The following is a 25326-nucleotide window of genomic DNA, read 5'->3' as shown; positions in this document are numbered from 1 at the left end:
TCGGGGCCGCTTCGCCCCCCGAACCCCCGAGGATATTTGGGCAGAAAGGAAATCAGGGGCGGGTGAGCCAGTCGGCGACGCTAGCGAGTTGTGGGCGCAGATAGGCGATCATTCGGCCCTCGGGTGGGGCTTCATCACCGGGCCGCCATGCGGCGACACCGTGCAGGGCCAGGCGGTGAAGGAGCGTCGCCTCACCAGGGCGGGTCGGCAGTTCGATGCGCCGGCAGGTGGCGAAGACGGTGCGGCGGGCGGACTGGTAGGCTTCGGTGATGTCGACGTCGCCCCAGGTTTCGGGCAGGTGGGGCCTCAGCGCCTCAAGAACCGCGGCGCGGAGGACCTCGTGGCTGCCCTCCCAGACGGTGAGCGGCGAGGCGGTGGTTTCGTTCAGGGGGAGGCCGAGAATCCAGGCATGGGGTTCCTTCACCATCCGCCGCTTTTCGGGGCCGATGGGCAGAAGGCCGTCGAGGTGGGCAGCGTCCCGGTCGCGGCGGTAGGCGAAGGCGGTGTCCGACTCCTCCGGCGAAGGCTGGGGGTAACCGGGACGGATCACCGAAAGCTGTGCAGCGTGCAGGGGTTCGGGCGCAAGGGGGAGCGCGTTCCAGGGGAAGGGGATGCCGCCGACCGCGCCGTCGGGGCCGTTCGGCAGGGCATCGACGCCGACAAACCATGTGCCGCCGCAGCGCCAGGGTTCCGGGCTGGTGGCGAGGACCTTCAGCGCGGCTTCGCGGGCGGCTTCGGCCCAGGCAAGGATCGCCGGGTGGGGACCGATGCGCCGCCAGCCCGGGTCGGGATGCGGGTCTGGCCCCTGCCCTACCACCCCAGGACCTTCCGCAGCATGTTGAGCGCCACGAGCGTCAGGAAGATCGCGAAGGCGCGCTTCAGGGGCTTGGGGTTCATCGCATGGGCAAGGCGGACACCGAGGGGCGTGGTCAGAAGCGTGGTGCCGATGACGACGAGGAAGGCCGGAAGGTTGATCGCCCCCACGGTGTAAGGCGGCGCATCCTCCACCGGAAGGAACAGGAAGCCGAGGACCGCCGGCACCGCGATCAGAAGGCCAAAGCCCGAGGCGGTGGCGACGGCGCGGTGGATCGGCATCGCGTAAAGCGTCATCAGGGGTACGCCGAAGGTGCCGCCGCCGATCCCCATCATGGCAGAGAAGAAGCCGACCCCACCGGCAAGCGCGCTGCGGGTCGGCTGTCCCGGCATCGCGGATCCAAGCCGCCAGTCATCGCGCCCGAAGGCCATCCAGAGACCGGCGAGGCCCGCCAGCGCACCGAAGACGGCCTGCAGCGTGACCGAGGGCACGCGCGAGGCGACGAAGGTGCCGATGGCGGAGGCGATGACGAGCGTGGGGCCCCAGCTTTTCAGGACGTCCCAGTCGACGGCGCCCTTCTTGTTGTGCGAAGAGACCGACCGCAGCGAGGTGACGACGATGGTGGCCATCGAGGTTGCGACGCAGATCTGCATCAGCTGGTCGCCGCCATAGCCAAGGTGGCCGAAGGCATAGAAGAAGGCGGGCACCAGCACGATGCCGCCGCCCACACCGAGAAGCCCTCCGATCACCCCGGCAAAGCCACCGATGACAAGAAGCAGGGCCAGCATCGGCAGAAGGTCGGTGGGATCGGGCATCCGTCATCTCTTTCGCGTGTCAATCTGCCCAAACTAGCCCTTGGCCTGTGCGGCTGCCAGTGGCGATCTGCCCTTTCCCTCGGCGGCGATCCGGCGTAGCACTGCCGTCTTCACACCGCATCATCCCCGGAAGGAAGGCCGAACATGGCCCGCACCCTCTCATTGACCGCGTATTCGGTCATCCTTGGCCTTGTCGCGGCCGTTGGCCCCTTTGCCATCGACATGTACCTGCCCGCGATGCCCGAGATCGGCAGCGACCTTGGGGCGTCGATGCAGGCGGTGCAGTGGACGATCGTGGCCTATTTCATCGCCTTTGGTCTCGCGCAGCTGGTCTACGGGCCCTGGGCGGACCAGGCAGGCCGGAAGCCGCCGCTTTACACCGGCCTTGCGCTTTTCATCGGCGGGACCGTGGTCTGTGCGCTGGCCCCGACGGTCGAGGTGCTGATCCTGGGCCGCGTCGTGCAGGGCCTGGGCGGGGCCGCGAACATGGTGGTCCTCCGCGCGGTGATCCGTGACCTTGCCACCGGGCATGCCGCGACGCGGATGATGTCGACCATCATGATCGTGATCGCGGTATCGCCCCTTCTGGCGCCCCTGTCGGGCTCGGCGCTTCTGGCGGCAGGGTCCTGGCGGCTGATCTTCTGGGCGCTTCTGGTGGCGGCGGCGCTGAGCTTCTTCCTGATCCACTACGCGCTGCCGGAAACCCTGACCGACGCGAACCGGCAGCGGTTCGATGCGGCCACGATGCGGCGGGGGACGGCGGGCCTGATGACGGACCGGCCGTTCATGGTGATAACCTTCCTTGCGGGCTTTGCCTTCGCGAGCTTCTTCGTCTTCATCGCCAGCGCCTCGTTCGTCTACCGCGACCAGTTCGGCCTGACCCCGACGCAGTTCTCCTTCGCCTTCGCGGTGAATGCGTTCGGGTTCTTCGTCGCCTCGCAGTTCGCAAGCAATCTGGCGCGGCGGATCGGCACCTTGCGGATGATCCGGGCGGCGACCACAGGGTTCGCGCTGTCGACCTTTGCGGGCTTCGGACTTGGGCTTGCCGGGCTCGCGAGCCTGCCGGTGACGATGGCGGCGCTGTTCATCGGGAACGTGTTCCTGGGGGTGATCCTGCCCACCGCGCAGGTGCAGGCGCTGGAGGATCACGGGGCGAATGCGGGGCTGGCGTCCTCGCTTGGCGGCACGCAGCAGATGGTGGCGGCGGGGGTGCTGGTCGGGGCGGCGGGGCCGTTCCTTGACGGGACGGTCGTGCCGATGCAGGCGGCGATCGCCCTCTGCGGGGCGCTGGCGCTGGGGCTGTCGTGGCTGATCCCGCGTCAGGCCGCGGCAGTCAGGACCTGATCCAGAGCGCGGTCAAGGACCTCAAGCCCGGCGCCGTCGCGGCTGGCTTGTTCCGAGAGCACGCGCCTCCAGCCGCGCGCGCCGGGCTGGCCGTGGAAAAGCCCAAGCATGTGGCGGGTGATCTGGTGGAGCCTGCCACCTGCGGCCAGATGATCGGCGATGTAGGAACGCATCGACTGGACGACGGTGACGGCGTCGGGGGCGAAATCCTCGCCCCAAAGCGCGTCGACCCCGATCAGGACGGAGGCCGGGTCATGATAGGCCGCGCGGCCGAGCATCACCCCGTCAAGGCCCGCGTCGAGAAAGCCGCGCACCTCGGCCAGCGAGGTGATGCCGCCGTTGATGCAGATGGTGAGCTCGGGGAACTGCCGCTTCATCCGGATCACAAGGGCGTGGTCGAGGGGCGGTATCTCGCGGTTCTCCTTGGGGCTCAGGCCCTGAAGCCAGGCCTTGCGGGCGTGGATGATGACGTGGCGGATGCCAGTCCCGGCGACGGTTTCGATGAAATGCGGCAGGATGGTTTCCGGGTCCTGGTCATCCACGCCGATGCGGCATTTCACGGTCACCGGGACATCGGTTTCCGCCCGCATGGCGGAAAGGATCTCGGCGACGAGGGCGGGGCGTTCCATCAGGACGGCACCGAAGCAGCCGGACTGCACCCGGTCCGAGGGGCAGCCGCAGTTCAGGTTGATCTCGTCATAGCCCCAAGGCTGGGCAAGGCGGACCGCCTGCGCGAGTTCGCCGGGGTCCGAGCCGCCAAGCTGCAGCGCGACGGGATGTTCGACGGGTGAATAGTCAAGCAACCGCGCCTTCGGCCCGTGCACGATGGCCGGAGCGGTGACCATTTCGGTGTAAAGCATCGCACGGCGCGTCATCTGCCGGTGAAAGACGCGGCAGTGGCGGTCGGTCCAGTCCATCATCGGCGCGACGGAAAGGCGTTGGGAGCCATGCCCAACGGCGGTTTCCGGCTTGTCCTTGTTTGGTGAGGAACTGTTCATGCAGCACTTGCCCCGGAAAGACCCTTGGTCCCCGCCTTGGCTGGATGCAAAGGCCTGAGGCAGTATCGCATACATGGTGGCCCTTGGGATGCGCAAGGCTGACGCGTGGTTCAGCGGGCGGTCCAGGCAACGATTTCGGGCAGAAGGCCCTGAAGCACGCGATCGAAGGTGGCAACCAGCGCGGCGGTGTCGTCCGACCCTACGGTCCCGGTCACGGAGAACCGGCGGGTGTCAGCGATGCGCCAGTCGGATTCGCGGATCAGGGTCATCATCAGGGTAACCCGGACGATGTATTCGGACGGCTCGGCTCCGGGCTCGGCCTGGAAGTCGAGGAGTTCGGTCATCAGGGTGTAATCCGGCATCAGCCCGTTGGCCGTGCGCCCGACCAACCGGAAGCCGCCAAGGTTCTGGAACGACGCGACCAGAAGGGTCTGCACCAGGTTCGGAGCAGGCTCGGACCAGCGGCCGTCGGGCAGGCATTGCGCCTGGTAGGGCAAGGGCTTGATCAGGATGCGGTCGGTGGCGAGTGCGCCGGCGTGGTGAACTGGCGCACATCCTCGATCAGCGCCACGGCCTCATTGAGGAGGTCGGGCGCGGCATCGGTCAGTTCCTGCACCATCGAAGGCTTTGCCGCGATCACGGGAACGCGAGCTGGCGGCACGGCGGCAAGTGGCGGGGAACGCGGGCTACCGCCTTCCAGCGCCACGACCGAGACCCCGGTGACACCCTGAGTGGCAAGCGTCGCGACCGTGTCCTGACGCACCGGCGTGGCAGCGCTGACTTCGACCCGGACCCGAACGAACTGGGGGTTCTGCCGGTCGAGATCGATCGAAAGCACCCGACCCACATCGACCCCGTTGTAAAGCACCACGCTGTCCTCGTTCAGTCCCGAGACCGTTTCGAACACGATGTCGTACTGGGCATATGTACGGTTGAGCTCGACCTGGGCGAGCCACAGGAGAAAAGCCAGGAGGGCGGCGATCGACCCGAGGGTGAAGGCGCCGACGAGGATGTATCGGGCGTTCGTTTCCATCACGCGGCCCCGGTCGGCTGGGCGGCATGTGCGCGGGGGCCGTGAAAGTAGGACCGGACCCAGGGGTCATCGACGGACATCATCTCGGCCATAGTGCCGATCACCAGCACCTTCTTCTGGGCAAGGACGGCGATTCGGTCGCAACTGGCATGCAGGGTGTCGAGGTCGTGGGTGACAAGGAACACAGTCAGCCCAAGGGCCTTTTGCAAGGAAACGATGAGGGTATCGAATTCGGTCGCGCTGATCGGGTCGAGCCCGGCCGTGGGTTTGTCAAGGAACAGGATCTCCGGATCCAGCGCCAGCGCGCGGGCAAGTCCGGCGCGCTTGCGCATGCCGCCGGACAATTCGGACGGGTAAAGGTCGCCCGCGCGGGGCGGGAGGCCCACCATCGCGATGCGAAGGTCGGCGAGTGCCGCGCGGGTGGTCCGGTCGAGGTCCAGCTTCTCGCGCATCGGTGTTTCGACCTTTTCCCGCACCGTCAGCGACGAGAAAAGCGCCCCGTCTTGAAACATCACGCCCCAGCGATCCTGGACCGCCTTCAGGCTGCCGGGGTCACCGGGATCGGCGGTGTCGTCCAGCACCGGGGTTCCGAGGACAGTGATCGTTCCGGCGGCCGGACGCTGCAAACCAACGATGCTGCGCAGGAGGACGGACTTGCCGCTGCCCGAGGCGCCCACCACGCCCAGCACCTCGCCCCGCCGCACGTCGAGGTCGAGGTTCTGGTGCACGACATTGGCGCCGAAGCGGTTGGTGAGGTTCCGCACGCTGATGGCAATGTCGTCCATAAGACCCCCCAGACCGAAAAGAAGATCGAGGCCAGCGCATCGACGACGATCACCAGGAAGATCGCGACGACCACCGACGGTGAGGTGCGGGAGCCGAGCGAGTCCGTGGTCCCTTCGACCTGCAGCCCCTGGTAGCAGCCGACAAGGGCGATGATCATGGCGAAGGCGGGGGCCTTGGAAAGGCCGACCAGCGCATGGGTGACCGAGGTGTTGGCGACAAGCTGCGTGCGAAAGAGCGCGGGCGAAATGCCAAGGTCGATCCAGGCCATCAGCGCCCCGCCAAGAAGGCCTGCCATGCTGGCGATGAAGCCAAGGACCGGCAGAAGGATCAGCGTGGCCAGCACGCGGGGAAGGACCAGAAGCTCGACCGGGTCAAGGCCAAGGACGCGCATCGCCTCGATCTCTTCGCGCATCTTCATGGAACCGATCGCGGCCGTGAAGGCCGAGGCCGACCGTCCTGCGACGATGATGGCGGTCAGAAGGATGCCAAGCTCGCGCAGCATCGAGATCGAGATCAGGTCGGCGACGTAGATCTCGGCTCCGAATTGTTCGAGCTGCGAGGCGCCTTGGAAGGCCAGGACGATCCCGATCAGGAAGCCCATCAGCGCGACGATCGGGACGGCGTGGAGGCCCGTTTGCTGCATGTGATGGGTGACCGAGGTCAGCCGCAGGCGCGAGGGATGCAGCAGCGCGAAGGCCAGCCGCGAGAGGACAAGGCCAAGGAAGCCGAGGTTCTGGCCAAGGCTTGCAGCAAAGCCTGTGACGGCCCGGCCAATCTGAAGGAGGAGGTCGCCGGCCTCATGATGCGGAAGGCGGCGGCGGCGCTTGCGGATGGGGGGCAGCGCATCGGCGACCGTCCGGAGGAGGAGGGCCTGCGCTTCGGTGGCGTTTTGCGTCGTGATTGTGCGGCCCTTGGCACGCTCGGTGGCGAGGAAGGAGGCGATGGCCCGGGCCCCGGCAGTATCAAGCATGGTGACCTGGGAGAGGTCCAGAACCCCGGCCCGGCAGTCCTGCAGCATGGCCCGGTGCTGGTGGAGGGTCGCAAGGGTGACGGGCCCGACAAGGCTTGCGACCCGGGTCTGATCACGGGGTGCGGGCGTCATCTTGCACACCACGACCGATCCCGCGACAGGGGATGCCTGCCGCGTCCGTTGCGAATCCTTCTGGCGTGAGGGCTGCCTTTATCCAAACCGGACCCTTCGTTGCGCGTTCGCCTTCAGCCGGTCGAATGGGCGACGAAAGTCAGGTTTCCGCAGGTGTCGCCTGTGGATGACGGCAAAGCGATAACGGTGTCAGGGCGTGATCGGTTCCGTGGCAGGCCGGCGGGACAAGAATGGCGCGGTCAGCCCTTGACTGCGCCGTCCGAAAGCCCGCTGACGAGGTATTTCTGCGCGATGAGGAAGACCACCGTGATCGGCAGGCCCGACAGGATCGCGGCGGCGGCGAAGTCGCCCCAGAGGTATTTGAATTCGTTGAGGTAAAGCCGCGAGCCGACGGCAAGGGTCATCTGCTCTTCCGACCGGATCAGGACGCTGGCGGTCGCGTATTCGTTGACGCAGCCAATGAAGACGAGGACGAAGATCACCGCCATCATGGGAACGGCCAGCGGCAGGAAGATGTGGCGGAAGGTCTGCCAGGGCGTCGCGCCGTCCATCGCTGCCGCCTTGTCAAGCGCGGGGTCGACGTTGTCGAAATAGCCCTTCAGCGTCCAGATGTGCATCATGATCGCGGACATGTAGACAAGGACCAGCGACATGTGGCTGTCGATCCCGATCACAGGCGAGACGGAGCCGAGGCTGTCGAAGATCGCGAAGAGCGCGACCAGCGTCAGCGTGGTGGGGAACATCTGCAGGATCAGGAGGCTGTCGAGAAGCGCGCCCTTGCCGCGAAAGCGGATTCGGCTGAAGGCATAGGCCGAGACGGTCGAGAGAACGAGCACGCCGAAGGCCGCCGCGAGGCCGATCTTGACCGAGTTCCACATCCATAGAAGCACTGGATAGGGCGGGGACACGACTGTCCCGTCGGCGCGTGCGTAGTCCAGCCCAAGCGCGAGATACCAATGCTCCAGCGTCGGGTTCGAGGGGATCAGCTCGCCGATGGTGAAGTTGCCCTCGCGCAAGGAGATCGACAGGACCATCGCGAAGGGAAAGAGGATCAGCGCAAGGAAAATGCACAGGAAGCCGTGGGCGGCGATCTTCTGCAGGCGCAGGCGGCGGGGGTTCTCGACGATCATCGGGCAAGGCTCCGGTTGGCGGCGCGGCGCATGGCGACGAAGTTGACGTAGGCGATGACCCCCACGACGATGAAGATCAGGAAGGTGATCGCCCCGGCGAGGCCGAACTGGGTGCCCGTGTCCATGAAGGCGACCCGGTAGGTGAAGCTTCCCATGATGTCGGTCGCCCCGGCGGGGATCGCGGTGCCGGGGATGTCAGGGCCGCCGCGCGTCATGAGGAGCACGAGGACGATATTGTTGAAATTGAAGGCGAAGGACGCGATCAGAAGGGGCAGGAAGGGCGGCAGGATCTGCGGCAGGGTGATGGTGAAGAACACCCGCAAGGGCCCCGCCCCTTCGAGTGCTGCGGCCTTCTTGTGGTCCTCGGGCACGCCCTGAAGGAAGCCCATCGCCAGAAGCATCATGTAGGGATAGCCGAGCCAGAGGTTCACGATCAGGATCATCGTCCGCGCCAACCCCGCGTCGGTGAACCATTCGGGACGCAGGCCGAAGAGGCTTTCGAGGATCAGGTTGATCTCGCCGAAGTTCTGGTTGAAGAGCCCGCGGAAGACGAGGATCGAGATAAAGCTTGGCACCGCGTAGGGCAGGATCAGAAGGATCCGGTAGACCGCCTTTCCCTTCAGATGCGGCCATTGCAGGATCACCGCCAGCAGAAGCCCCAGCGCGAAGGTGCCAAGGACCGAGACGGTGGAAAAGACCATCGTCCAGATGAAGATCGACACCATCGGTTCAGAGATGCCGGGGTTGGTGAAGACCCGGGTGAAATTGTCCCAGCCGATTATCACCCGCCAGCCGGGCGGCACCTGTTCCCCCGCCTCGGTCACGAAGAAGCCAGTGGAATGGTCGGCGGTCAGCAGCGCGCCGTCCGAGACGCGCCGCAGGGTGTCGGCGTCGATACGCTCGTATTCCGAGATCACCTCGGCGAAAGTCCTGAGCCCCGAATTACGGATGACGCTGCCGTCGGGGCGGGTCAGCTCCAGCGCCTGGAGCGCATCGCGCAGCTTGATCGCGTCGCGCCTTTCAAGCAGCTCGGCGGGCGTGGTGCCGGGTTCAAGGGTGGCGGCGGTCTCGCTGCCGTCAAGCGCAAGAGGCGGCGAGATCAGGGCGGCATCCTCGAACCAGAGCCGGTAGCGGTCGCCGTCACGGGCGACGACGAAGCCAAGCTCGCTGTCCTTGTTCACCGTGCGGTTCGACATCAGGACCTGCACGGCCCGGTCGTAGCTGAGAAGGTTGAAGGACGAGTAGTTCGTGAACCCGATCCAGATCGTGTAGACGACCGGGAAAAGGACAAAGAGCAAGATGCCGGCAAGCCCCGGAAAGACGAAGCGCCAGGCCGAGGCACCACGCCAGAAATAGACAAGGGCGGTCAGGACCGCGAGGGCAAGGGCCATCGCGCCATACATCGGCTCGGCCATCGCATAGAGCAGGAAGGCGGCGTAGGCCGAGGCGATTGCGGCCAGTGTCGCCAGCGCGATGCGCGCGACGGGAAAGGGCTCGGCGGCCCGGTCGGTCACGTCTGCCATGGTCCCCCCTTCAAGTCGGAAAGGGCGGTCGGGGATCGCCCCGGCCGCCCTGCCCTGTCGTCTTATTCGCCGCCGAGGATGCGCTTGGCCGCGTCTTCCAGCGCAGTTTTCGGATCGGCCGCCCCCGTGGTGATCGAGGTCAGCGCCGGTTGCATGGCCGACCAGAAGGCGCCCATTTCCGGGTTTGACGGCATCGGGATGCCAGTCGCCGCATTGGCGAGCGTCGCAGTGACCAGCGGGTCGTTCTGCGCCGCACCGGCAGAGATGTCGGCCAAAGCGCCAAGATCGCCGTTCGCGTTCCAGGCGGCAAGGCCTTCGTCGGTCAGCATGAAGTTCTCGATGAACTCGACCGCAAGGTCGGCGTTCGGCGAAGCGGCGTTGATCGCGGCCGAATAGACGCCGAGGAAGGGCGGCGAGACCTTGCCGTTCACCATCGGGATCGGCGCCACGCCGATGTCGATGCCAGCCGCCTTGTAGCCCGACCAGGCCCAGGGCCCGTTGAGGACCATCGCGACCTCGCCCTTGGCCATCGCGCCATCCATGACGCCGTAGTCGACGCCCGCCGGCATGAGGCCGCTCTCGATCAGGCCGTCAAGAACCGTGGCCCCGGCAATGGCGCCTTCGTTGGCCACACCGGTGTCCTTGCCGTCATAGCTGCCGTCCTTCTTGACGAAGGCATAGCCGCCATTCGCCATCAGAAGCGGCATGGTGAAGTAGGTGTTGTTGTAGTCCCACATGATCGGCTTGACGCCTTCGGGAACCGTGATGTTCGCGATGTCGGCGAAGTCGGCCGGCGGGGTCTGGATGAGGGCCTTGTTGTAGATCAGGCCCACCGCCTCGACCGAGACGGGGTAGCCCCAGACCTTGCCGCCGAAGCTGACCGCGTCCCAGGCGGTCGGCAGGATGCCGTCGACCACTTCCTGGCTGGGCGACACGGCCTGGATCAGGCCCCCGGCGGCCCATTCGCCAAAGCGGTCATGCGCCCAGATCATGATGTCGGGGCCGTCGCCCGTGGCGGCGGCGTTCTGGAACTTCTCGACGGCGGGGTCCACGACCTCGACCTTGACGGGCACGCCAAGCTCGGCGGTGAACTTCTCGGCGACCGAGGCAAGGTTCGCATCGGCCTTCTGGGGCCCGAGCCAGATCGTCAGCGTGCCTTCTTCCAGCGCGAGCGCCGGCAGGGCAGTCGTCAGCATCAGGCTGGCGGCCAGGAATGTCTTCTTCATGGTGTCCTCCCAAGGATGGCGGGGCAGTCTGCCCCGGTTTTCAGTCGGTTACGGAAAGCTTCCCCGCTGCCGGGGAAAGGTGGCAGAACCCGTTCGGGCCCAGGGTCAGCGTCTTGCCAGCAAGGGCGGCAGCCTGGCTTGGAGCGTCGGCAAGCCGGCCTTCGACCGTCAGCGTGACGGGGTCGGGCGAGAGGTTGAAAAGGCAGGCGAGGTCCGGCCCGCGCAGGAAGCCCAGCACCGGCTCGGCAAGGTCAAGAAACCGGGTGCGGCCGGTCAGGAGCGCGGGCGTCCTGCGGCGATGGGCCAGCATCTGGCGGTAGAATTCGAGCACGGATCCGGCTTTGCCCGCTTGGCCTTCGACATGGCGTGCGGCCTGCGGGGCCTTGACCGGCAGCCAGGGCGTGCCGGAGGTGAAGCCGCCGTGGGGCGAGGCATCCCAGACCATCGGCGTGCGGCATCCGTCGCGGCCCTTGTGTTCGGGCCAGAAGCGGATGCCTGGGGGATCGGTAAGCTCGTGAAACTCAAGCTCAGTCTCGGTCTGGCCAAGCTCCTCGCCCTGATAAAGGCAGATCGAGCCTTCGAACGAGAGAAGCATCGCGGCTGCCAAGCGTGCGACGTCTTCCTGCGTGCCGAATTCCTCCCAGCGGCTGACGTGGCGCATCACGTCGTGGTTGGAAAAGGCCCACATCGGCCAACTTTCGGGACCGGCCGCAAAGAACCCCTCGATCTTCGAGCGGAAGTGGCGGGCGGTGAACTGGGGCCCAAGCATGTCGAAGCTATAGGCCATGTGAAGCCGCCCCGGACGCGTGTAGTCGACCATGAGGCCGATGCTGCGGAGGGGGTTGTCGCCGACCTCGCCCACCAGCATGCGGCCGTCGTATTCGTCCAACAGCGCGCGCATCCGTTCCAGCCAGCCGAGGTTCTCGGGCCGGGACTTGGAATAGAGATGGTCCTGCATCTCATAGGGATTGTGCGGCGAGGGGCCGTTGCCGGGCGGCAGCGGACCGTTCGACCGAAGGTCGCGGTCGTGGAAGTAGTAGTTGACCGTGTCGAGGCGGAAGCCGTCCACCCCCCGGTCCAGCCAGAAGCGCAGGACCGAAAGCGCCCAGTCCTGAACATCCGGGTTGTGGAAGTTCAGGTCCGGCTGGCTGGCAAGGAAATTGTGCAGGTAATACTGCCGCCGCCGCGCGTCCCATTCCCAGGCCGACCCGCCGAAGACCGAAAGCCAGTTGTTCGGCGGGCTGCCATCGGCCTTCGCATCGGCCCAGACATACCAGTCGGCCTTCGGGTTCACCCGGCTCCGGCGGCTTTCGGCGAAGAAGGGGTGCTGGTCGGAGGAGTGGCTGATGACCTGGTCGATGATGACCTTGAGGCCAAGGTCATGCGCGCGGGCGACGAGGGTGTCGAAATCGGCCAGGCTGCCGAAGAGGGGGTCGATGTCGGTGTAGTCGGACACATCGTAGCCCATGTCGGCCATCGGGCTGCGGAAGATCGGCGAAAGCCAGATGGCATCGACGCCGAGATCGGCCAGATAGGGCAGCCGCGCGGTGATCCCGGGCAGGTCACCGACGCCGTCGCCGTTCGTGTCCTGAAACGACCGGGGGTAGACCTGATAGGTCACTGACCCCCGCCACCAGTCCCGCATCCATGCCCTCCCCGGGCGATCCATCGCCGCATGATTCGCCCCACAGCTTAGTCGGCTTTTCGGAATTCTCAAAACGTTTTGAATTTGCCGCTGCGTCAACAAAGATAGGAAGAAAATGGTTGAGTTTCGGTGATCATTGATGCACGTTCAAAACGATTGCAGGACTTCGGGCGGGAATTTCGCTTGACCACTCTCAAGAAGATCGCGGCCGAGCTTGGCCTGTCCCCGGCGACCGTCAGCCGGGCGCTGAACGGTTTTCCCGAGGTGAATGCCGGCACCCGCGCCCGGGTGACCGAGGCGGCGTCGCGGCTGAAGTACCGCCCGAACCAGGTGGCGCAGAAGCTGGTGACCGGGCGGTCGGGAATGATCGGGATGGTCCTGCGGTCGGCTGCGGATGCCGCAATGGACCCGTCGTTCTTCCAGGTGATGACGGGCCTGTCGCAACGGCTGGCCGACCATGATGTGGACCTCGTATTCCACGCCGTGCCTGGCGGAGACGAGGTGTCGCCCTACCGCCGACTTGTCGCGAAGAACCTCCTCGACGGTTTCATCCTGAACGCGCCGAAGCTGGACGATCCGCGGATCGCCTTCCTGCGTGCCGAAGGCATCCCCTTTGTCGTCCACGGCCGCAGCGAGGATGCGCCGGACCATGCCTTCTACGATATCGACAACTTCGGGCTTGCCTTCGACAGCGCGCGCCTGCTTCTGGACCTTGGCCACCGCCGGATTGCGCTTCTGAACGGGCCGCTTGGCTTTGCCTATGCCGAGGCGCGGCGGCGCGGGTTTCTTCAGGCGATGGAGGAACGCGGGCTTCCGGTGCCGGAAAGGTTCATCCTGCAGGACACCCCGACCGAGGACTACGGCTATCGCGCCGCGCTTGCCTGCCTCTCGGACCCCGAACCACCAACGGCCTTCGTCGCTGCGAACACTTTTGTCGCCGCCGGCATCCTCGCGGCGGTTGCGGACAAGGGGCTGACGATAGGCGACGACGTTTCGCTCATCGGCCATGACGACGGTGTTCCCCAGCCCCGCAGCCTTGATGCCCTTCCCGCCCTCACCGTCACCCGCTCGCCCCTCGTTCAGGCCTGCACCCCGCTGGCCGACAAGATTCACGCCCTGCTCGCCGGAACGCCCGCGGCGGAGTTGCAGACAATCGCCCGGGCCGAGCTTATCATCCGCGCCACCACCGGCCCAATCCACGGAGCCTTGCCATGGACGTAACCCCCGCCCTTTCCATCGAATCCCTGGGCAAGTCCTACGGGCAGGTCCATGTGCTGAAGGACATCTCGGCCGCCATCGCGCCGGGCGAGTTCCTCGTGCTTGTCGGCCCTTCGGGCTGCGGCAAGTCGACGCTTCTGAACTGCATCGCGGGGCTCGAGGAAACCTCGGCCGGGCGGATCATGATCAACGGGCGGGACGTGACCGCCCTGCCCCCGCGCGACCGGGACATCGCGATGGTGTTTCAGTCCTATGCGCTTTATCCGACGATGTCGGTGGCCGAGAACATCGCCTTCGGCATGAAGGTGCGCCGCCTGCCGAAGGCCGAGATCGACGCCAAGGTGACCGAGGTCGCGGGGCTCTTGCAGATCGGCCATCTCCTAGACCGCCGTCCCAGCCAGCTTTCGGGCGGGCAGCGGCAGCGGGTGGCCATGGGCCGGGCCCTGGTACGGAACCCGGCGCTGTTCCTGTTCGACGAACCCCTCTCGAACCTTGACGCCAAGCTCCGGGTCGAGATGCGGGCCGAGATCAAGCGGCTGCACCAGACCACGCACGCCTCGATCGTCTATGTCACCCATGACCAGATCGAAGCGATGACGCTGGCAACGCGGATCGTCGTCCTGAAGGACGGGATCGTGCAGCAGGTCGGCACCCCGGACGAGATCTACAACCGCCCCGCGAACACCTTCGTCGCCGACTTCATGGGCGTGCCGCCGATGAACCTGGTCGAGGCCGAAGTCGGCCCCGGCGCCCTGCGCTTTGGCGAGACGGTCCTGCCGGTGCCTGACCTGCCCGAAGCGGTGACGGGCCGGCGCTCGGTGGTTGTCGGTCTGCGACCGGAAACCTTCAGCCTTGGCAAGGCGCTTTCAGTGCAGCCCGAGCTGATCGAAAACACGGGATCCGACCTTTACGTGAACTTCCGGCTCGGGGCGAAGCTGGTGACCGCGCGTCTGGGCGGGCGCAGCAATCCGGGGACCGACCAGATCGGTCTGGACGTGGCGACCGACACGCTGCGCTTCTTCGACGTCGAGACGGGTCGGCTCGTCGCCTGAGGCGGCGCGGGACCAGAGGCCCCGTGCCCTTCCTTACCGGCTCAGTCAGTGTCGCCGGCAATCTGGGTCAGCACCGCGCCCCTGCCGCGCCACCGCAAGAGAGGCGGGATGACCAGCGCAAGAAACGCCACCGTCAGAAGCCCGGCGGACAGAGGCGTGCTGACCAGCGTCGTCCAGTCGCCCTGCGAGATCGACAGCGCCCGGCGCAGCTGCTGTTCGGCCATCGGTCCAAGGATCAGCCCCACGACAACCGGAGCGATCGGATAGCCGTAAAGCCGCATGAGGTAGCCAAGCACACCGAAGATCAGCAGCATCGACAGCTCGACCGGCGAAGGGTTGAGGCCAATCGTCCCAAGGGTCGCGAACAGCAGGATGCCCGCGTAAAGCCAGTGGCGCGGGATCGTCAGAAGCTTCACCCAGAACCGGATCATCGGCAGGTTCAGGACCAGAAGCATGATGTTGGCGATGAGAAGGCTGGCGATCAGCCCCCAGACCAGCTGCGGCGAGGTGGCAAAGAGCAGCGGGCCGGGTTGCAGCCCGAACTGCTGGAACCCCGCCAGCATGATGGCCGCCGTGGCGGTGGTCGGCAGGCCCAGCGTCAGAAGCGGCACCAGCGTTCCCGCCGCCGCGGCGTTGTTCGCGGCCTCGGGTCCGGCGACGCCTTCGATGGCGCCATGGCCGAACTCCTCCGGGTGCTTCGTCATCCGCTTTTCCGTTCCGTAGGACAGGAAACTGGCGATATCCGCCCCGCCCGCCGGCATCGCACCGATGGGAAAGCCGATGGCGGTGCCCCGCAGCCAGGGCTTCCAGGACCGTGACCAGTCGGCGCGCGTCATCGCGACCGAACCCTTGATCGCGTGGACCTTGTCCTGCATCCCCGTCCCCTGTGCCGCGACATAGAGCGCCTCGCCGATCGCGAACATGGCGACGGCGAGGGTGGTCACCTCGATCCCGTCCAGAAGCTGCGGCACGCCGAACGAAAGCCGCGCCTGCCCCGTCAGGCCGTCGATCCCGACGATGGCCAGCGAAAGGCCGACGAACAGCGAGGTTAGCCCTTTCATCGTGCTTTCGCCGAAAGCTGCCGAGACGGTGACGAAGGCCAGCACCATCAGCGCGAAGTATTCGCGGGGGCCGAAGACCAGGGCCAGCTTGACGATATGCGGGGCGAGGAAGGCCAGCGCCAGGGTCGCCAGTAGGCCCGCGACAAAGGAGCCGATGGCTGCCGTGGCCAGCGCCGGCCCGCCGCGCCCGGCGCGGGCCATCTTGTTGCCCTCTAGCGCCGTGACGATGGAGGCACTTTCGCCGGGTGTGTTGAGAAGGATCGAGGTGGTCGAGCCCCCGTACATGCCCCCGTAGTAGATGCCCGCGAACATGATCAGCGACCCGGCCGGATCAAGCCCGTAGGTCACGGGCAGCAAGAGCGCCACGGTCAGCGCGGGACCGATCCCCGGAAGGACGCCGACGGCAGTCCCAAGGGTGACGCCGATCAAGGCGTACAAGAGGATCATCGGGTCAAGCGCGGTGGCGAAGCCCTGCATCAGGAAGTCGAAGGTGCCCATGGCTCAGCCTCCGAAGATCAGGGTCTCGGGGACCCCGGCAGGAAGGTTCAGCTTCAGCAGCTGGTCGAAGACGCCATAGACGGCGAAGGCGAAGACAAAGCCGACCGGCAGCGTCAGGGCAAAGTTGCGCTTGCCGAAGGCCGCAGCGGTGCAGGCGAACAGAAGGCCCGAGGCGATGGAAAAGCCCAAGGGATGCAGCAGGACAAGCTGAAGCAGAAGCCCCGCGATGATGAAGAGAACCGGCACGGGTTGCTGGCGCGGGATGCCCGGCGCGGCCTGGCGAAGACCTTTCCAGACGTGTGCCGCAGCCAGAAGCCAGAGGCAGATGCCGATGAAGACCGGCAGGTCACCCGACCCGATCCCGGCGTAGCCGCCCTTGTCGGGGATGATCAGGCCCTGCCAGATCACCAGCGTGCCGAGACCGGCCAAAAGGGCCGCGATAAAGAACGCCGCCCGGTCAGGGCGGCGTCCGGTTGCGGGGTCGAAACCGCTCATTGCACCAGACCGATGTCCTTCAGGACAGCCGTCGTGGCCTCGATCTCCTTGGCAAGCTGCGCCTCGAAGTCAGCGCCGGAAAGGTAGGTGTTGGCCCAGCCCTTCGAGTCGAGCATCGCCTTCCAGCCCGCCGAGTTGGCCAGCTTGTCGATGTCGGCGGCGACGGCGGCCTTCTGCTCGTCCGTCAGGCCCGGCGCTGCGGCGACCATGCGCCAGTTCTGGACGTTCACGTCATAGCCCGATTCCATCAGCGTCGGGGCATCGGTGCCCGGCCATTTCTCGGCGGTCGAGACGGCAAGCATCCGCATGGTCCCCGCCTCGACCTGGGGCAGGAATTCGCCCACGCCCGAGATGCCGACGGTCACCTGGTTGCCAAGGATCGCCGCCAGCGCCTCGCCACCGCCCGAGAAGGCGACGTAGTTGATCTTGGTCGGGTCGATCCCCGCCGCCTTTGCCAGTAGACCGACGGTGATGTGGTCGACGCCGCCCGCCGAGCCACCGGCCCAGGAGACGGAGCCCGGATCGGCCTTCATCATCTCGACAAGTTCGTTGATGTTCTGGATCGGGCTCGAGGCCGAGACCGCGATGCCGACGGCTTCGCCGGTCAGCCGGGCGATCGGGGTCACGTCGGCCAGGGTGACGGGCGAAGCGTTGGTCAGGATCGCGCCGACCATGACATAGCCGCCGACGATCAGCTGGCTCGGGTCACCCGCCGCGGTCGAGGCGAATTGCGCCAGGCCGACCGTCCCGCCGGCACCGGGGACGTTCTGCACCTGGACCGAGGCAGCGATGCCTTCGGCCTGCATGACCTCCTGCATCGCACGGGCGGTGCCGTCCCAGCCGCCGCCGGGGGCCGCCGGGGCCATGATCATGTAATCCTGCGCGACCGCCGGCAGGGCCATGGCCGTTGCAAGAACAACGCTCAGAAGCGTGTGTTTCATTCCGATTCTCCTCCCAAGGCACGGGTTTGCCCGTGCGGTTATCCCAAGGCAGCGCCTCCTCGCGCCGACCTTGGGTGAAGTTCAGCACGACAACCTGTCAGGAAGCTGACACCCTATTCGCCCGCCAGCGCCTGCCGCCAGAGACGTAGGAGCCGCTGCCGTTTGGCCTGGTCGAGGTAGACCAGCACGCCGGGGCTGACCGGGATCGGGCGCAGCTGGCTTCCCGGTTCGGCCTGCATCGCGGGACCAAGGGCCATGCCAGGCTCGCCAAGGCCGACCGAGGGCAGAAGCAACCGATCGGACAGCAGGGTCTGGCCCGCGTCGCTCATCAGGAAGCCAAGAAAGGCGCGGCCCAGCTCGGGCGAGGCCGCGGCGCGCGGCACCATCGCCACGCGCGAGGCGACGACGGTGTAGTCGCGCAAGAGGACCAGCCCGAGGTCCGGTGCGAGGCGCGCCTGTTCGGCGGCATAGGACCCAAGAATGTTGTAACCAAGGACCAGCCGGCCATCGACGACGCGGTCGATGATGTCCTGCGAGGTCGGATAGGTCTGCAACCCGGCCCGGCCCATCGCCCGCAACAGCGACCAGATGTCGGGGAAGTGTTCGGCATCGCGGGCAAGGAAAAGATAGCCCACGGCTGACCGGTCGATGTCATAGGTGCCGATCCGGGCGCTCATGTCGGCCGGGGCTTCCGCAAGCCAGGCCAGCAGCTCCAGCCGCGATTGCGGGGGGCCGTCGGGGAAGCTTGGCTTGTGGTAGACAAGGACCGCAGGCTCATAGGTCAGGGCAAAGGCCGTATCCTGCCACTTGGCCCAGTCCGGCCAGTCGCGCGCCTCGTCCACCGGGGCCATCTGGCCGTAGCCGTCATTCGCAAGCTTCAACTGCAGGTCCTGCGCCGAGGAAAACAGGAAATCGGCCGTCGGTCGCCCGGCATCGGTCTCGGCAATCACCCGCGCGGCGATGTCGCTGGCCAGCATGTCCTCATACCGGATGGCGACCTCGGGATTTTCGGCCTGAAACGCCTCGATCAGGGGCGAGGCGTGCTGGCTGTCGAGGGTCGAGTAGATCACCAGTTCCCGCCTGCCCTCGCCGATCGCGGGGTAAAGCGTGGTGTCGGCCAGCGCGGGGGCCGCGAGACAGAGGAGAAGACCGAGGACGAGGCGCATGCCGGAAACCTGCCCGAACGGGGAAGAGTTCACAACCGTCCCGACAGCGCCTAACCTGTCCGCCGGGGGGATGCATGCGTCTGCTTCTGGTCGAGGATGATCTGCCGCTGGCCGAGGCGCTTCTGGCGCTTCTGGTCTCGTCCGGCCATGCGGTCGACTGCGTGCATGACGGCGAGGCGGCGAAGGCGCTGGTCGCGACCGAAGAGTTCGACCTGATGATCCTTGACCTCAACCTGCCCGAACTGGACGGCCTGTCGGTGCTGAAGACCATGCGTGCGCAAGGCAACCGCGCGGCGGTGATGATCCTGACCGCACGCGGGGCGGCCGAAGACAGGGTGCGCGGGCTGGACCTTGGGGCCGACGACTACATGGCCAAGCCTTTCGACATCCGCGAGTTCGAGGCGCGGGTCCGGTCATTGCTGCGCCGTCAGGCGGGGCTTCGTTCCTCGACCGTTACCCTCGGCGCACTTTCGCTGGACCTGACCAGCCGGCAGTTTTCCGGCAATGGCCAGGTTATCGACCTGCCCCCGCGCGAACGCGCCCTTCTGGAACTTCTTGTGACGCGCGCAGGGAAGGTCGTGACAAAGGAAACGATCGTCCAGTCCGTGACATCGCTGGAGGACATCCTGTCGGACAACGCCATCGAGCAGTACATCTCGCGCCTCCGCCGCCGGTTGCAGCCACTGGGGCTGAACCTGCGCACCGTGCGCGGCCTCGGCTATCTTCTGGAACGGCCGGGCGATGCGGGATGAGACCCTATTCCCTGCGCCGGCGGCTTCTTCTGTGGCTTCTTCTCGCAACGGCCATCCTTGGCCTTCTGGCGCTGGTCGACACCTGGCGCGAGGCGCTGCGGACGGCGCAAAGCGTGTCGGACCGCGTACTTGTCGGTTCGGCGCTGGCCATCGCGGAACGGGTCAGCGTGGACGAGGCCGGGGGGCTGGAAGTCGATGTCCCCTTCTCCTCGCTCGAAATGCTGAGTTCGACCGCGCAGGACAAGGTGTTCTACCGCGTGGATGGGCCGGTCGGCACCTTTCTGACCGGCTATCCCGACCTTGCGGTGATCACGCCCGTAGCGGGTGACGTGGCCTTTGCCGACGGGACCTACGACGATGTCCGCATCCGCAGCGCCACCCTGATGCGCGAGATCTCGACCGGGGCGGAGTCCATTCTCTTCGCGGTCACGGTAGCGGAGTCGACCCGCGCCCGTGCGGCCCTGGCGCGGGCGATCCTGATCCGCTCGGCGCTGCGGCTGGCGCTTCTGGTGGCGGGCGTGGCGGTCCTGGTCTGGGTCGCGGTCACCGTGGCGCTGCGCCCGCTGGAACGGCTGGGCGAAGCGATTGCAGAACGTTCGCCCGATGACCTGCGCGCCGTGACCGCCGACACACCGGAAGAGGTCGAGCCCTTGGTCGAGGCGATCAACCTCTTCATGGGGCGCCTCAAAAGCGCGCTCGACAGCCTCCGCAACTTCACCGGCAATGCCAGCCACCAGCTGCGAACCCCCCTTGCCGTGGTGCGCACCCAGCTTGCCCTGATCGACCGCAGCACCGGCCCGGACGATACGGCGGCGGCCAGCGACAAGGCCCGCGCGGCGCTGGAACGGGCCGAGCGGGTGCTCTCGCACCTTCTGGTGCTTGCCCGCGTCGATGCCAGCGCGGGCGAGGCCGTGCTGACCCCGGTCGACCTTGTCACCGTCGCCAAGGAAGTCACGGCCGAAATGGTGCCTGCGGCGCTGGCCCGGGACATCGACCTTGGCTTTGAGGGCCTGGAGAAAGCCGAAGTAGCCGCCGACCCGATCCTACTGGCCGAACTTCTGCGCAACCTCGTGTCGAACGCGATCGCCCATGCCGGGCGCGGGGCGATCGTGACCGTGCGGGTCCAGCGGGATGGCGAACAGCTGGTGCTGGAGGTCGAGGACAATGGCCCCGGTCTGTCGGATCAGCAGATCGCGGCGGTCGAGGCCGGGCGCGGGGCAGCGCGGCCCCTGCCGCACCTGGCGAAGGGTCAGGCGAACGGCATGGGCCTTGGGCTGGCCGTCGCAGTCGAGATTGCGGACCTTTTCAGCAGCGGTCTGCGGCTGGGCCGGGGGCGGTCGGGCGCTGGCCTTCTTGCGTCGATTGCCTTTCAGCCCTTGGGTGCCTGACGCGCCCCCGCAGGAACGGCTGCTTCACCGTGCGGATCGCCCGGCCTCGGTCATCGCCTGCCGGACATGGTCGACACCCTGCTCGATATCGCGGCGGATCGCCCCAGCAAGCGCCCCGGCATCGCCAGCGCGCATGGCGGCCAGCGCCTCGCGGTGAAGGTCAGGGGCCGTTTCACGGCCGAAACGGTCGATCACCACGCGCAACGACGGCCCGGCGCGCAGCCAGAGCGACCGTGCGAGGTCAAGGAGAACGGGCGCATCCGCCGCCTCGTAAAGCGCGAAGTGGAAGGCGTGGTTGGCGGCAAGGTAATCCGGCAGGTTCCCGGCATCGATCGCCCGGTTGACCTGCGCGTCGATGGCTTCCAGCCGGTCGATCTCGGCTTTGGTCAGCCGGGGTGCCGCGCGGGCGGCAAGGTCTGGCTCGATGGCAAGGCGCGCGAAGGCCACCTGGTCCAGCATTTCCGCCGACATGGCAGGCACCGCGACGCGGCGGTTTCCCTGCGGCAGAAGCGCCCCTTCGGCGGTCAGCCGACGGATCGCCTCGCGCACCGGGGTCATGCCCGCCCCAAGGTCCGAGATCAGGCCCTGGATCGTGACCGGCTGACCCGGTGCCAGATGGCCGAACAGGATCATGTCGCGCAAGCGCGCGTAGGTGACCTCGTGGCTGGGAATCTTGCGGGAATCTGCGTCCATCGGGCCTTCCTTTTCCACGGCCCTTTATGCCCGCATCCGCCCGGCAATCAAGATGTGATCAAATTTTCCGGCCCGGACTTCAGGCGACAACCGGCGCATAGCGGAAGCGGGTGACATCCGCCGTCCAGCCCTGCCCGGTCAGATCATGGGCCACGACTCCGACGAAAGCCCCGGTGAACGAGGCATGTTCCCCCCTCCCCCCTTCGTCCGAGACGATCGAGGCATCCAGAACCGGCCCGACCGGCGTGCCGTTCACCCGGAATTGCTGGCTCGCCCGGTCAACCGAAACCCCCAGCGTCACCTTGCCGTCCGCGACCGGGAACCGCCCGTGAAAGGTCAGCGCCTCGCCCGGCCAGTCGCCGAGGCAGGAGACAAGGGTGACGACGCGCTCGCCGCCCTCGCGGGTGATCAGCGCCGCGTGGAATTTGTGGCGGTTGTAATAGGTGATCAGCCCTGCCGCCTGCTGCCAGGTCACGGGATCGGCATGGAAATCCGCCTCGGCCTCGTAGGCCGCTTCGTCCTGCCGCCGCGCGACCAGTGACTGTTCGAACCACGACCCAAGGCTTTCCCGCCCGGTCAGCCGAAGGGCCTTGCCGGACATTGTGAACAGCCGTTCGGGATGGGGGGTGCGGAGCCACTGGAATGCTGCCGGAAGGTCGGGGCCGGAGAAGTCCGTCTCCTCCGCAGCGGCTGGTTCATTCGCCGCAGGCAGGTCCACCGTCGTCGGCGGCAACTGCCCCCCGCCCTTCAGCCAAAGCCAGCCGTCGCGCCAGATGACCTCGGCGAGCCCTGTCTCACGCCCGGTGGCGCAGAAGGGGCCGCGCGGCCCCTGTTGCGGGCGACCGCAAAGAAAGCTGTGCCAATGCCGCCCGTCATGGCCTTCGACATACTGCCCGTGGCCCATCCGCTGGATCGGGTTTTCGGGGTTGAACCGCGCCGTGATCAGGTGTTTGGCCGGATGCGTCTCGTAAGGCCCCCGGATGTCGCGCGACCGCGCCATCGTCACCGCGTGGTCATAGCCGGTGCCGCCCTCGGCGGTCGTCAGGTAGTACCAGCCGTCGCGCTTGAAGAGATGCGGCGCTTCGGTCAGGCCAAGGTCGGTCCCGGTATAGATCGTGGTGACCTCGCCCAGCAGGCCGCGTTCCGGATGCCATTCCTGCAGCTCGATCCCGTCGAAACTGTCATGCGCGGGGTTGAGGCCAGTACCCTTGCCCCGGTGGTTCCAGCGCATGTTGACGAACCACTTCCGCCCGTCGTCATCGTGGAACAGCGACGGATCGAAGCCCGAGGAATTGACGTAAACCGGATCGGACCAGTCACCGTCGATGGTGTAACAGGTGACGATGTAGTTGTGGGCATCCTTGAACGCCCCATCCAGCCGCTTCACGTCGGTATAGACCAGCCAGAACCGCCCGTCCTCATGGCTGAGGCAGGGCGCCCAGATGCCGCAGCTGTCCGGGTTGCCGCGCATGTCCAGCTGGCTGGCCCGGCGCAAGGGGCGGCTGACGAGCCGCCAGTTCGAAAGGTCGCGCGAATGGTGGATCTGCACCCCCGGATACCATTCGAAGGTCGAGGTGGCGATGTAGTAGTCCCGCCCGACACGGCAGAAGCTGGGGTCGGCGTTGAAGCCTCGGATCACGGGGTTCTGCAGCATGGTCCACCTTGCACATGAGTGCGGGCGGAAGGCCCTTGGGAACCTTCCACCCGCAAGGCCCCTTCCGGCAGGGAGGCGCCGGAAGCGGCTGTCCTATTTCAGAAGCGCGCGCGCCTCGGCCGGGGAAAGCGCCGCGGGACGCGTGCATGTCGTGCTGAGCGTGACGAACTTGCCCGTCTCGCCCGAGGTCAGGCAGGCGGTCATCACGTCCACCCCGTGCAGCGCGCGTTCCAGGGAACACCGGGCATCGCGGCCTTCCATCACCGCCGCGACCATGTCGGCCAGCCCGGCGGTGCGGTAGTTCGCCAGCTCCCGCCCGTTGTGGTTCTGGTTGATCTTGCCGAAGGGGTGCTTCCAGGGCTTCAGCGCCTTCAGCTTGCCCGCCTTGCTGCCGATCTCGACCGTGCCGCCGAAGAAGTTCGGGTCGGGGACGTAAAGCGTGCCCTCGGTGCCATAAAGCTCGAAATGGTTGCGCTTGTGGTGCCAGACATCCCAGGAGGTGGACAGGTTGATCGTCGCGCCCGAGTGGAACTCCAGGAGCGCATGGATATTCGTCGGCGTCTTGACCGGGACGGTCTGGCCGTTGCGGGGACCGTTGGAGATGGTGCGTTCCGCCTGCGCCGATGAGGTCAGCGCCCCGACCCGCTTCACCGGGCCCAAGAGGTTGATCAGGTTCGCCACGTAGTAGGGCCCAAGGTCCAGCATCGGCCCGGCACCCGGCAGGAAGAAGAAGTCGGGGTTCGGATGCCAATGCTCCATCCCGTGGTTCAGCACGGCGGCCGAGCCGGAGGTGATCGTGCCGACGTCTCCCTCATCCAGCGCGGCGCGGGCCTGCTGGTGAGCGCCGCCAAGGAAGGTGTCGGGCGCGCAGCCGACGGCCAGCCCCTTCTTTGTGGCCAGATCGCGCAGCGTCTTGCCGTCCTTCAGCGAAAGGACCAGCGGCTTTTCCGAATAGGCGTGCTTGCCCGCCTCAAGGATCCGCTTCGTCACCCCGAAATGCGCGTCGGGGATGGTCAGGTTGATGACCACGTCGACCTCGGGGTTCGCCAGAAGGTCATCGACCGACTGGGCCTTGACCCCGTATTCCTCGCCCCGCGCCTTCGCCGCATCCATGTTGATGTCCGCGACCGCACGGACCTTCAGGCCCTTGAACAGCGGTGCCAGCCGCAGATAGGTGGTCGAGATATTGCCGCAGCCGATGATGCCGATACCGAGCTTTGCCATTTTTTCAAGTCCTCAGAATGTCTTGGCTGATGCGATGGACCGCGTGGCGAAACGCACGTCGTCCTTCGGGTTGTCGTGTTCCATGACCAGATGCTTCACGCCGATCCCGCGCAGGGCGGCGGTCAGCGCCTTCCAGTCCACCGTACCGTGGCCGACATCGGCCCAGCCATCCTCGTCCGCGTTCTGACCTGCGGGGGCGATGTCCTTGATATGGGCTGCGGTGATGCGGTCCTTGTATTTCTCGATCCAGGCCAGCGGGTCCGCACCGCCCTTGATGACCCAGGCCACGTCGATCTCCCATTCAAGGTCCGGGCCGCCCTCGAGGATGCGGTCCTGCGGCAGGCTGCCGTCGGCGAGCGGCTTGAACTCGAAATCGTGGTTGTGCCAGCCGAAGCCATATCCCCCCGCGCGGTAGGGCGCACCCGCCTTCTGCAACCGAGCACCGAAGGCCTTCCACCCAGCGGCATCGGTCGGGCGGTCATCCGGCATGACATAGGGACAGTACAACCGTTCCATCTTCAGCGCCTTGGCGATGCCAAGGACCTTGTCGACATCCGTCTCAAGCTGGCCAAGGCCGAAATGCCCGGTCGGCATGGTCAGGCCGGTTGCGGCAAGCCCGGCCTTCGTCGCCTCGACGGCGGCATCGTCGGCGTAAAGCGCGCCATAGCCTTCGACGGCCGTGTACCCGGCCTTCGCAACCATCTCGAACGTCTTCGACATCGGCGGGAAGTTGCGCGAGGAGTAGAGCTGGTAGGAGAACATCGGTCT

23 protein-coding genes and 1 pseudogene are annotated in these 25326 nt (G+C 66.5%); 5 read left to right on the top strand and 19 right to left on the bottom strand.

Translation table 11 applies throughout. From position 1 onward, the window contains the following. Positions 1-52: 52 nt before the first annotated feature. Both AC2D9V_RS11910 and AC2D9V_RS11905 read right to left on the bottom strand, forming a co-directional pair. On the bottom strand, positions 53-817 hold the full coding sequence (locus AC2D9V_RS11910; RefSeq protein ID WP_484714280.1) for a hypothetical protein: 765 nt from the start codon (positions 815-817) through the stop codon (positions 53-55). Next, positions 811-1629 (bottom strand): sulfite exporter TauE/SafE family protein, encoded by an 819-nt coding sequence (locus AC2D9V_RS11905; protein WP_484714279.1) that lies wholly within the window; start codon positions 1627-1629, stop codon positions 811-813. The genes AC2D9V_RS11910 and AC2D9V_RS11905 overlap by 7 nt, the downstream gene beginning before the upstream one ends. A gap of 144 nt (positions 1630-1773) precedes the next feature. Between AC2D9V_RS11905 and AC2D9V_RS11900 the strand changes: the two genes are divergently transcribed. Next, a complete protein-coding gene (locus AC2D9V_RS11900; protein ID WP_484714278.1) occupies positions 1774-2973 on the top strand; it encodes a multidrug effflux MFS transporter in 1200 nt (399 codons plus the stop codon). On the opposite strand, the gene dusA is transcribed toward AC2D9V_RS11900, so the two are convergent. From dusA to AC2D9V_RS11855, 9 genes and pseudogenes are all read right to left on the bottom strand, one after another. Further along, positions 2949-3893 carry a tRNA dihydrouridine(20/20a) synthase DusA gene (dusA, locus tag AC2D9V_RS11895; RefSeq protein WP_484714495.1) on the bottom strand — a complete coding sequence of 315 codons (945 nt, stop codon included), beginning with the start codon at positions 3891-3893 and terminating at the stop codon, positions 2949-2951. The genes AC2D9V_RS11900 and dusA overlap by 25 nt on opposite strands. 188 nt (positions 3894-4081) lie before the next feature. Continuing rightward, a complete protein-coding gene (locus AC2D9V_RS11890; protein WP_484714277.1) occupies positions 4082-4468 on the bottom strand; it encodes an ABC-type transport auxiliary lipoprotein family protein in 387 nt (128 codons plus the stop codon). 8 nt (positions 4469-4476) lie between these two features. Beyond that, on the bottom strand, positions 4477-5004 hold the full coding sequence (locus AC2D9V_RS11885; protein WP_484714276.1) for an MlaD family protein: 528 nt from the start codon (positions 5002-5004) through the stop codon (positions 4477-4479). Beyond that, positions 5004-5789 (bottom strand): ABC transporter ATP-binding protein, encoded by a 786-nt coding sequence (locus AC2D9V_RS11880; RefSeq protein ID WP_484714275.1) that lies wholly within the window; start codon positions 5787-5789, stop codon positions 5004-5006. The genes AC2D9V_RS11885 and AC2D9V_RS11880 overlap by 1 nt, the downstream gene beginning before the upstream one ends. A gap of 2 nt (positions 5790-5791) precedes the next feature. Beyond that, positions 5792-6892: pseudogene (locus AC2D9V_RS11875) on the bottom strand (ABC transporter permease); the annotation flags it as partial. A gap of 239 nt (positions 6893-7131) precedes the next feature. Continuing rightward, on the bottom strand, positions 7132-8022 hold the full coding sequence (malG, locus tag AC2D9V_RS11870) for a maltose ABC transporter permease MalG (protein WP_484714274.1): 891 nt from the start codon (positions 8020-8022) through the stop codon (positions 7132-7134). Next, on the bottom strand, positions 8019-9545 hold the full coding sequence (gene malF, locus AC2D9V_RS11865; RefSeq protein ID WP_484714273.1) for a maltose ABC transporter permease MalF: 1527 nt from the start codon (positions 9543-9545) through the stop codon (positions 8019-8021). Before malF ends, malG begins: the two co-directional genes overlap by 4 nt. A gap of 62 nt (positions 9546-9607) precedes the next feature. Continuing rightward, entirely contained in the window at positions 9608-10771 is a 1164-nt protein-coding gene (gene malE / locus AC2D9V_RS11860; protein WP_484714272.1) for a maltose/maltodextrin ABC transporter substrate-binding protein MalE, read from the bottom strand. 40 nt (positions 10772-10811) lie between these two features. Then, on the bottom strand, positions 10812-12416 hold the full coding sequence (locus AC2D9V_RS11855) for an alpha-glucosidase (RefSeq protein WP_484714271.1): 1605 nt from the start codon (positions 12414-12416) through the stop codon (positions 10812-10814). A 183-nt stretch (positions 12417-12599) separates the two neighbouring features. Between AC2D9V_RS11855 and AC2D9V_RS11850 the strand changes: the two genes are divergently transcribed. Together AC2D9V_RS11850 and AC2D9V_RS11845 are read left to right on the top strand one after the other, a co-directional pair. Continuing rightward, complete coding sequence (locus AC2D9V_RS11850; protein ID WP_484714270.1) at positions 12600-13637, top strand: substrate-binding domain-containing protein; 1038 nt, start codon at positions 12600-12602, stop codon at positions 13635-13637. Continuing rightward, entirely contained in the window at positions 13628-14686 is a 1059-nt protein-coding gene (locus tag AC2D9V_RS11845; protein ID WP_484714269.1) for an ABC transporter ATP-binding protein, read from the top strand. The genes AC2D9V_RS11850 and AC2D9V_RS11845 overlap by 10 nt, the downstream gene beginning before the upstream one ends. A 41-nt stretch (positions 14687-14727) precedes the next feature. Here AC2D9V_RS11845 and AC2D9V_RS11840 read toward each other — a convergent pair whose 3' ends face one another. The 4 genes from AC2D9V_RS11840 to AC2D9V_RS11825 all read right to left on the bottom strand — a co-directional run bounded on the left by AC2D9V_RS11840 (position 14728) and on the right by AC2D9V_RS11825 (position 18847). Continuing rightward, positions 14728-16245, bottom strand: a complete 1518-nt coding sequence (locus AC2D9V_RS11840; protein WP_484714268.1) for a tripartite tricarboxylate transporter permease — start codon at positions 16243-16245, stop codon at positions 14728-14730. Positions 16246-16248: 3 nt separating this feature from the next. Next, positions 16249-16740, bottom strand: coding sequence for a tripartite tricarboxylate transporter TctB family protein (locus AC2D9V_RS11835; protein ID WP_484714267.1), 492 nt, complete (start codon positions 16738-16740; stop codon positions 16249-16251). After that, positions 16737-17681, bottom strand: a complete 945-nt coding sequence (locus AC2D9V_RS11830; protein WP_484714266.1) for a Bug family tripartite tricarboxylate transporter substrate binding protein — start codon at positions 17679-17681, stop codon at positions 16737-16739. Before AC2D9V_RS11830 ends, AC2D9V_RS11835 begins: the two co-directional genes overlap by 4 nt. A 113-nt stretch (positions 17682-17794) precedes the next feature. Continuing rightward, positions 17795-18847 carry an ABC transporter substrate-binding protein gene (locus tag AC2D9V_RS11825; protein WP_484714265.1) on the bottom strand — a complete coding sequence of 351 codons (1053 nt, stop codon included), beginning with the start codon at positions 18845-18847 and terminating at the stop codon, positions 17795-17797. A 74-nt stretch (positions 18848-18921) separates the two neighbouring features. Between AC2D9V_RS11825 and AC2D9V_RS11820 the strand changes: the two genes are divergently transcribed. Together AC2D9V_RS11820 and AC2D9V_RS11815 are read left to right on the top strand one after the other, a co-directional pair. Then, positions 18922-19599: a response regulator gene (locus AC2D9V_RS11820; RefSeq protein WP_484714264.1), complete on the top strand. Its 678-nt coding sequence runs from the start codon at positions 18922-18924 to the stop codon at positions 19597-19599. Beyond that, positions 19596-20987, top strand: a complete 1392-nt coding sequence (locus tag AC2D9V_RS11815) for a sensor histidine kinase (RefSeq protein WP_484714263.1) — start codon at positions 19596-19598, stop codon at positions 20985-20987. The genes AC2D9V_RS11820 and AC2D9V_RS11815 overlap by 4 nt, the downstream gene beginning before the upstream one ends. 24 nt (positions 20988-21011) lie before the next feature. Here the strand turns inward: AC2D9V_RS11815 and AC2D9V_RS11810 are convergent, their stop codons facing one another. From AC2D9V_RS11810 to AC2D9V_RS11795, 4 genes are all read right to left on the bottom strand, one after another. Further along, complete coding sequence (locus AC2D9V_RS11810; RefSeq protein ID WP_484714262.1) at positions 21012-21680, bottom strand: GntR family transcriptional regulator; 669 nt, start codon at positions 21678-21680, stop codon at positions 21012-21014. Between the two features lie 79 nt (positions 21681-21759). Further along, positions 21760-23334: a glycoside hydrolase family 43 protein gene (locus AC2D9V_RS11805; protein WP_484714261.1), complete on the bottom strand. Its 1575-nt coding sequence runs from the start codon at positions 23332-23334 to the stop codon at positions 21760-21762. Between the two features lie 93 nt (positions 23335-23427). Beyond that, on the bottom strand, positions 23428-24558 hold the full coding sequence (locus tag AC2D9V_RS11800; protein WP_484714260.1) for a Gfo/Idh/MocA family protein: 1131 nt from the start codon (positions 24556-24558) through the stop codon (positions 23428-23430). A gap of 12 nt (positions 24559-24570) precedes the next feature. Then, positions 24571-25320 carry a sugar phosphate isomerase/epimerase family protein gene (locus AC2D9V_RS11795; protein WP_484714259.1) on the bottom strand — a complete coding sequence of 250 codons (750 nt, stop codon included), beginning with the start codon at positions 25318-25320 and terminating at the stop codon, positions 24571-24573. Positions 25321-25326: the final 6 nt, after the last annotated feature.

This window comes from Tabrizicola sp. T46, from assembly GCF_057219895.1.
Note: the sequence above shows the minus strand (reverse complement) of the source record. Positions and strands in the feature narration are given on the sequence as shown.

Bases quoted from the DNA above. Each gene is read 5' to 3' on its own strand.
- AC2D9V_RS11840 (WP_484714268.1), bottom strand. From the start codon at position 16,245: ATGGGCACCTTCGACTTCCTGATGCAGGGCTTCGCCACCGCGCTTGAC.
- AC2D9V_RS11825 (WP_484714265.1), bottom strand. From the start codon at position 18,847: ATGCGCCTCGTCCTCGGTCTTCTCCTCTGTCTCGCGGCCCCCGCGCTG.
- malF (WP_484714273.1), bottom strand. From the start codon at position 9,545: ATGGCAGACGTGACCGACCGGGCCGCCGAGCCCTTTCCCGTCGCGCGC.
- AC2D9V_RS11815 (WP_484714263.1), top strand. From the start codon at position 19,596: ATGAGACCCTATTCCCTGCGCCGGCGGCTTCTTCTGTGGCTTCTTCTC.
- AC2D9V_RS11845 (WP_484714269.1), top strand. From the start codon at position 13,628: ATGGACGTAACCCCCGCCCTTTCCATCGAATCCCTGGGCAAGTCCTAC.
- AC2D9V_RS11885 (WP_484714276.1), bottom strand. From the start codon at position 5,004: ATGGAAACGAACGCCCGATACATCCTCGTCGGCGCCTTCACCCTCGGG.
- AC2D9V_RS11905 (WP_484714279.1), bottom strand. From the start codon at position 1,629: ATGCCCGATCCCACCGACCTTCTGCCGATGCTGGCCCTGCTTCTTGTC.
- AC2D9V_RS11810 (WP_484714262.1), bottom strand. From the start codon at position 21,680: ATGGACGCAGATTCCCGCAAGATTCCCAGCCACGAGGTCACCTACGCG.
- malG (WP_484714274.1), bottom strand. From the start codon at position 8,022: ATGATCGTCGAGAACCCCCGCCGCCTGCGCCTGCAGAAGATCGCCGCC.
- AC2D9V_RS11800 (WP_484714260.1), bottom strand. From the start codon at position 24,558: ATGGCAAAGCTCGGTATCGGCATCATCGGCTGCGGCAATATCTCGACC.
- dusA (WP_484714495.1), bottom strand. From the start codon at position 3,893: ATGATGGACTGGACCGACCGCCACTGCCGCGTCTTTCACCGGCAGATG.
- AC2D9V_RS11795 (WP_484714259.1), bottom strand. From the start codon at position 25,320: ATGTTCTCCTACCAGCTCTACTCCTCGCGCAACTTCCCGCCGATGTCG.
- AC2D9V_RS11855 (WP_484714271.1), bottom strand. From the start codon at position 12,416: ATGCGGGACTGGTGGCGGGGGTCAGTGACCTATCAGGTCTACCCCCGG.
- AC2D9V_RS11835 (WP_484714267.1), bottom strand. From the start codon at position 16,740: ATGAGCGGTTTCGACCCCGCAACCGGACGCCGCCCTGACCGGGCGGCG.
- malE (WP_484714272.1), bottom strand. From the start codon at position 10,771: ATGAAGAAGACATTCCTGGCCGCCAGCCTGATGCTGACGACTGCCCTG.
- AC2D9V_RS11900 (WP_484714278.1), top strand. From the start codon at position 1,774: ATGGCCCGCACCCTCTCATTGACCGCGTATTCGGTCATCCTTGGCCTT.
- AC2D9V_RS11805 (WP_484714261.1), bottom strand. From the start codon at position 23,334: ATGCTGCAGAACCCCGTGATCCGAGGCTTCAACGCCGACCCCAGCTTC.
- AC2D9V_RS11830 (WP_484714266.1), bottom strand. From the start codon at position 17,681: ATGAAACACACGCTTCTGAGCGTTGTTCTTGCAACGGCCATGGCCCTG.
- AC2D9V_RS11880 (WP_484714275.1), bottom strand. From the start codon at position 5,789: ATGGACGACATTGCCATCAGCGTGCGGAACCTCACCAACCGCTTCGGC.
- AC2D9V_RS11820 (WP_484714264.1), top strand. From the start codon at position 18,922: ATGCGTCTGCTTCTGGTCGAGGATGATCTGCCGCTGGCCGAGGCGCTT.